General features: G+C 75.1%; 6 protein-coding genes. 2 read left to right on the top strand and 4 right to left on the bottom strand.

Annotated features, from left to right (window positions below):
* A partial coding sequence (locus ACWGIU_RS26145) for a DUF2293 domain-containing protein (RefSeq protein WP_453709671.1) occupies positions 1-360 on the top strand: 360 nt, incomplete at its 5' end.
* On the opposite strand, the gene ACWGIU_RS26140 is transcribed toward ACWGIU_RS26145, so the two are convergent.
* A complete protein-coding gene (locus ACWGIU_RS26140; RefSeq protein WP_453709669.1) occupies positions 353-1,003 on the bottom strand; it encodes a chaplin in 651 nt (216 codons plus the stop codon). The two genes, ACWGIU_RS26145 and ACWGIU_RS26140, sit on opposite strands and share 8 nt — an antisense overlap.
* 162 nt (positions 1,004-1,165) lie before the next feature.
* On the opposite strand from ACWGIU_RS26140, the gene ACWGIU_RS26135 reads away from it, so the two are divergent.
* Complete coding sequence (locus ACWGIU_RS26135) at positions 1,166-1,714, top strand: hypothetical protein (protein ID WP_453709667.1); 549 nt, start codon at positions 1,166-1,168, stop codon at positions 1,712-1,714.
* Here the strand turns inward: ACWGIU_RS26135 and ACWGIU_RS26130 are convergent.
* From ACWGIU_RS26130 to ACWGIU_RS26120, 3 genes are all read right to left on the bottom strand, one after another.
* Positions 1,695-2,900 (bottom strand): SWIM zinc finger family protein, encoded by a 1,206-nt coding sequence (locus tag ACWGIU_RS26130; protein ID WP_453709666.1) that lies wholly within the window; start codon positions 2,898-2,900, stop codon positions 1,695-1,697. The genes ACWGIU_RS26135 and ACWGIU_RS26130 overlap by 20 nt on opposite strands.
* Positions 2,897-5,761 (bottom strand): SNF2-related protein, encoded by a 2,865-nt coding sequence (locus ACWGIU_RS26125; protein WP_453709664.1) that lies wholly within the window; start codon positions 5,759-5,761, stop codon positions 2,897-2,899. Before ACWGIU_RS26125 ends, ACWGIU_RS26130 begins: the two co-directional genes overlap by 4 nt.
* Before the next feature lie 106 nt (positions 5,762-5,867).
* Entirely contained in the window at positions 5,868-6,335 is a 468-nt protein-coding gene (locus tag ACWGIU_RS26120) for a hypothetical protein (RefSeq protein ID WP_453709662.1), read from the bottom strand.
* Between the last annotated feature and the right edge of the window lie 66 nt (positions 6,336-6,401).

Here is a 6,401-nt window from a genome sequence, read left to right as displayed (position 1 = left end):
GCCGAGGACACCCGGTTCACGGCGGCCTTCGCCGCCGAGATCGTGCGGCTGTTCCCCGGATGTCCGGCCGACCGGGCCGTGGCGATCGCCTCCCACGCCTCGGTGCGCGGCAGCGGCCGAGTGGGCCGGACCGCGGCCGGCCGCGCCCTCGACGAACTGGCGGTCTCCGTCGCGGTCCGGGCGGCGGTGCGGCACACCGACACCGAGTACGACGCCCTGCTGATGGCGGGGGTCCCCCGGTTCGCGGCCCGCGCCCGGCTGGCCCCGCGGATCGACGCCATCCTGGACGGGTGGCGTTCCCCGCCTTCGGGGCACGCGTCCGCGCCACCCCGGACCCGTCGGCCCGAACCGCTCAGTTGAGGCGGAAGCGGCGGTAGAGGAGTACCCCTCCGAGGAGGAGCGCGCCGCCACTGGGCAGCAGGTAACCGACGCCGTCCGACCCGGTGTGGGCGAGCGCCTCGCTGTGCCGCGGCGGGGCGGGCGGCGCCGGGCGCGGAGCCGGCGGCACGGACACGGCTGCGGGCGGGGTCACCGGCTGTTCGACGACGGGCGGCTGGACGGGCGGCTGGACGGGCTTGCCGCCCGTGGGCGCCTCGCCGTTGACGGACGTGTTGCCGTGGGAGGTGTTGCCGATGCCGACCACGCTCACCGCGTTGCCGCTGATGTTCAGCGGGAGGTCGACGGGGAGCTGGATGCCGTTGCCGGACAGCACTCCCGGAGAATCCTTTCCCTGTCCTTCCGCGACGGCCCCACCCCTGTTCCCGCCTGAGGAATTCCCGCCGTCGCCCGCCGACTCGTTGCTACAGCGGTTCCCGGAAGCCGAGTTGAGCACGCCGACCACGCTCACGGTGTTCCCGCACGCGTTCACCGGGACGTGTACCGGCAGTTGCAGGAGGTTTCCGGACAGCAGTCCTGGCGAGCCCTCGGCCCGGCCACCCGCGTCCGCGTCGGCGTGGGCGAGTCCGCCCACACCCGCGACCGCCAGGCCGCCTCCCGCAACCATCGCCGCGATCAAGCCATTCCGACGACTGTGACGCATCAGTTTCCCTGCCTTCCGGAAAGTTCGCGGGCAATGTCCCCGCACCGGAAACAACGCTCCGACCCCCTTCGGGTTATAGAGACGGTAGGCATTTCACTCAATCGTGTACTGGGTACTGGGTACTTCATGACCCATCGCCCGCTGCTCCTCCTCGACGTGGACGGCCCCCTCAACCCGTTCCGCTCCGCCCTGGCCGGATTGCGCGGATACCGGAGCCACCGGATGTGGCCCGACGTCTGGCTCTCCTACCGCGATCCGGAGTCCCGCCAGGCCCGGCGCGGCGCCCGCGTGCGCCTGCACCCCTCCCACGGAGCCCGGCTGCTGGCCCTGCCCTTCGAACTCACCTGGGCCACCGCCTGGACGCATCAGGCGAACACGATGATCTCCCCGCACATCGGGCTGCCGGGTGACCTCGGCGTCGTCGAGTGGCCCGCACTCTTCGCCGACGACCCCGACGGCCTCTCGTGGAAGACCCGCCACCTCCGCGACTGGGCGGCCGGCCGGCCCTTCGCCTGGGTCGACGACATGATCACCCCGCGCGACCGCGCCTGGGTCGCCGAACACCATCCGGCCCCGGCCCTCCTGCTGCGCATCCACCCGCGTCACGGACTCCGCGACCGCGACTTCGCCACCCTGACCCGCTGGGCGGAGGGCATCACCCCAGCAGCGCGCTGACGGGGTCCGGGGAGGGGTGGCCCACGGGCCACCAGTCCTGGTCACCGTGGCGGTCCTCGTAGCAGTACCAGAGGCCCTCACGGCCGAGACGGAGCTGGCGGGTGCGGATCGTCAGGCGGTTGCGGTCGGGGCGGAAGGAGCCTTGGCCGGCGGCGAGCAGGGCCGGGCGGGCCCGGTCGAAGGGGCCCGCCGGCGGATCCCAGGGCTCTTCGAGGGCGTCGAGGGCCGGACGCCCGCCCTGGCGCCAGGCCGCGGCGGCCCGGGCGAGATCGGTGGTGGTGCGGCCGGTGGCGCGGGCCAGCTCTCGGTACAAGGTGCGGGCCGCGCCGGTCAGTCCCGCCGTGGGGTGCGCGGACGCCAGCCGGACGGCGTCCTGCCACACGGTGAGCCCGGCGATCGGATCCTCGCCGGTGGCGAGTAGGGCCAAGGCGCGGGCGGCCGCGTCGGAGGCGAGCTGGTCGAGGACCAGGGGGTCCGGCGCCGCAGGGTCGGCCGGGTAGGCGGGCGGAAGGCCCACGGCGGCGGGCACGGGGAGCGGCGCGGGCAGCAGCGGCAGGCTGGTGCGGGCGAGCGCCGACCGGGCCGGAACGCCGGGGAAGCCGGGCGTCGTGTCCGGCTGTTCACGCGCGGCGTGGGCGGCATTGCGGCGGGTGAGCTCGTCGAGCAGCTCCCGCTCACCGCGGCCGCGCAGGAGCAGCAGGACGAAGGGGTCCTCGTCCAGGAGGCGTGCCGCCCGATAGCAGAGGGCCGCCGCGTGCTTGCACGGCGGGCGCCCGAAATCCGGGCAGGAGCAGTGCGGGACAAGCTCGCCCACGCCGGGCAGGACAGCCCCCGCGAGCGACTGCGGAACCTCCCCTTCCAGCAGGGCGGCGAGCGCCGCGGGGTCGACGGCGACCGTCTCCAGCAGGTCGTTCCACTGCGGGTCCGCGAAGGCGGGCAGGGTCAGCTCGGTGCGGTACGGGCGGGGCCGGCTGCCCCGGACGTACGCCACGATCCGGCCCGGGGTGACGGTGACCGCGTCGACGTGCCCGCCCTCGGCGTACGTACGCCCCCGGGCCAGGCGGGCCGCGTCGCGGGAGGCCTCCTCCAGGGCCGACACCCAGGCCCGGCCCCACCAGCTGACCGCCTCGGCCCCGGCGGGCACGGTCTCGAAGGTGCGGCGGCGGTCGTCCCGCGCGGTGATCATCCGGGCCTCCGCAGGGAGACGAGGTCGGCCAGCTCACGGTCGGTCAGCTCGGTCAGCGCCGACTCGCCGGAGCCGAGGACGGCGTCCGCCAGAGCCCGCTTCGCCTCCAGCATCTCGGCGATCCGGTCCTCGACGGTGCCTTCGGCGATGATGCGGTGGACCTGGACGGGCTGGGTCTGGCCGATGCGGTAGGCGCGGTCGGTGGCCTGTTCCTCGACGGCCGGGTTCCACCAGCGGTCGAAGTGGATGACGTGCCCGGCCCGGGTGAGGTTCAGCCCGGTGCCCGCCGCCTTCAGGGACAGCAGGAAGACGGGGACCTCGCCCGCCTGGAACCGGTCGACGAGCTCCTCGCGGCGCGGCACCGGCGTCCCCCCGTGCAGCAGCTGCGAGCTGATCCCGCGGGCCTGCAGGTGCCGTTCGATCAGGCGGGCCATCGTCACGTACTGGGTGAAGACCAGCGCCGCGCCGCCCTCCGCCAGGATCGTGTCCAGCAGTTCGTCCAGCAGGGCCAGTTTCCCCGAGCGGTGGGGAATCCGGGGCTGCTCCTCCTTCAGGTACTGCGCGGGGTGGTTGCAGATCTGCTTGAGCGAGGCCAGCAACTTCATGATCATGCCGCGTCGTTCCATGCCCTCGCTCGACTCGATCACGGCCATCGCCTCGTCCACCGCCGCCTGGTAGAGGGAGGCCTGCTCACGGGTGAGGGAGACCGGATGGTCGGTCTCCGTCTTCGGCGGCAGCTCGGGCGCGATCCCGGGGTCGGACTTCTTGCGGCGCAGCAGGAACGGCCGGACGAGCGCGGACAGCCGGGCGACCGCCGCCTCGTTGCCTCCGTCCTCCTCGCTCTGGTGCTCCACCGGGCGGGCGTGGCGGGCCCGGAAGGCGGTGAGCGGGCCAAGCAGCCCCGGCGTGGTCCAGTCGAGCAGCGCCCACAGCTCGGAGAGGTTGTTCTCCACCGGGGTGCCGGTCAGCGCCACCCTGGCCGGCGCCGGCACCGTGCGCAGCGCCTTCGCGGTCGCCGAATGCGGGTTCTTGACGTGCTGCGCCTCATCGGCGACGACCATGCCCCAGCTCTGTTCGGCGAGCAGGGCGGCGCTGGCGCGCATCGTCCCGTATGTGGTGAGGACGAACCCGCCCGCGCAGGACGTCAGGTCCTCGGTGCTGCGGCTGTTGCCGTGGAAGCGGCGCACGGGCGTGCCGGGGGCGAACTTCTCGATCTCCCGCTGCCAGTTGCCGAGGAGGGACGCGGGGCACACCACGAGGGTGGGTTCCGGCCGGTCCCGGTGCAGGTGCAGCGCGATCAGCGTGACGGTCTTGCCGAGGCCCATGTCGTCGGCCAGGCAGCCGCCGAGACCGAGGGAGGTCATCAGGTCCAGCCAGGCCAGGCCGCGCGCCTGGTAGTCGCGCAGGGTCGCCTTGAGGGCGGGGGGCTGCGGCAGCGGTGCCTGCTCCCCCGTCAGCCGGTCCCGCAGGGCGGCCAGCGCGCCCACCGGCACCGCCTCGACCGTCGCGCCGTCGATCTCGGCGGTCCCCGTCAGTACGGTGGCCAGCGCGTCGACCGGGTCCAGGACGCCCAGCTCCCGCTTGCGCGCCTTGCGCACCAGCTCCGGGTCGACCCTCACCCACCGGTCGCGCAGCCTGACGACGGGCCGGTGCGCCTGGGCCAGCGCGTCCATCTCCCCCGGGGTGAGCCGGTCGCCGCCCAGCGCCAGCTCCCAGGAGAAGGCGAAGAGGTGCTCGGCGTCGAAGAAGGCGGTCCCGTCGGTCGCCGAACCGGGCGCGGTGGACCGGACGACGGCGGTCGCCGACAGCGTACGAGCCAGCTCGCGAGGCCAGTGGACCAGGACTCCGGCGGCCGCGAGTCGGCTCGCGGCCACCCCCAGCAGGTCCTCCAGCTCCGGGTCGGACAGGGCCAGGGCATCGGGCACGGGCTGGTCCAGCAGGCGCAGCAGCGGCGGCCAGACCCGAGCGGCCCGGCGCAGCGCGAGCACGGCGTCGATCCGGGCACGCGGGCCGAACCCGGCCGCCGCCGTGCCCGCCCACAGGTGCCCGGCGTCGGTGACCAGGGTCGGATCGGCGAGGCTGTGCACCTGGACGACGGCGGCCCCGGCACGCCGGGTGTCGGCCTCCTCGGCCTCGTCGAAGAGCCGGAACGAGGACAGGTCCAGCCGGAGCGAGATCCCGACGCCGGTGTCGGAGCCGGCCGCGACCTGCGCGGCCCAGTCCTGTATCCCGGGCACCCGCTGCGGCTCCCGCGCGGCGAACGGCCGTCCGGCGGCCACGGCCGCGGCCGGGGTGCGGGGCAGGCCGTCGGCGACGGCGTCGAGGAACGCGCGGACCAGTGCCTCCGGTTCGGGCAGCTGCAGCGGGCGGCGCCCTACCAGGGGCGTCGCGTATCCCTGGTAGGGCAGCGCGGCGGCGACCGCGCGGAGGTGGTCGATGTCGGCGGCGTCCAGCGGCCCGGCACGCCAGGCGTCGATGCCTTCGGGGGTGAGTCCGGGGAGGAGCCGGCCACGGGCGGCGAGGGTGAGCGCCTGCCGGGCGGCGGTTCCCCAGGCGCGGGTGGCGGGATGCGCGGCGGGGCTGTGGGGCGCCTGCGCGAGCAGGGGCAGGGCGGAGGCGACGGAGAAGGTCACCGCGGGCACGGTCCGGCTGCGGACCCCGTCGCCGTGCGGGCGTACGACGGTGAGCGGTGCCGACGTGCCCGCCTCGGGCAGGGCGTCCCCGTCCGGCGCCCAGAAGGCGACCCGCCCCTCGCGGGGGACGGCGGCGGGCAGGAAGACCGCGGCGTGCCGCAGCAGTGCGGTGGCCTGCGGCGGCAAGGAGCGGTGCGCCTGCGGCTGCCGCTGCGGCTGCGGTGTCATGGCGTGTCCCCCTCCCCGTCTCCCCGTCGATGGCCTGGTGAAACTGCCGGTCCCCTCTGCCGACGAGTCTAGGCGCCACCACCGACAACACCCTCTGACCTGCGGTTCAGCGGGCCCAGCGGCCCTGCTCCAGCGCGTACCCGTACACCGGCCGACCGGTGGCGGCGCTCGTGCGCAGCGGCCGCCCGCCATCGTCGATACGGAGGGTGCCCGACCCGGACGGGCCGGTCCACCGGAGGTCCAGGGACCAGTCGCAGTCGCATCCCGTGGTGGCCGCCTCCACCCGCAGGACGACCGGCTCGGACGCCGAGACGCGCAGGGGGAAGGCGGGGGCGGGCAGTGGGTTGCCGCCGTCGTTCCCGGCGACGGGCCGGGCCAGCGGGCGCGGCGCGTCCAGATTCACGGCGAACGCGGCGGGGGTGAGCCCGCCGCCGCAGCCCTGCGACATCTGGTAGACGGTCCAGGCCGGCGGCTTGCGGCGGGCGGCCACCCGTACCTCCAGGTCCTCCAGGACGACGGCGCCCCCGTCCGTGCCGTGCAGGGTCACCTCCACGATCTGCGACCCGGCGTGCACGGCGCCCTGCGCCGACGCCCAGGCCGCCGCGTCAGCCTACACGGGCGGCGGGGGGACCGATCCGGG

It is taken from the genome of Streptomyces sp. NPDC054840 (assembly GCF_053611065.1).
This window is presented reverse-complemented; position numbering and strand designations above follow the sequence as displayed.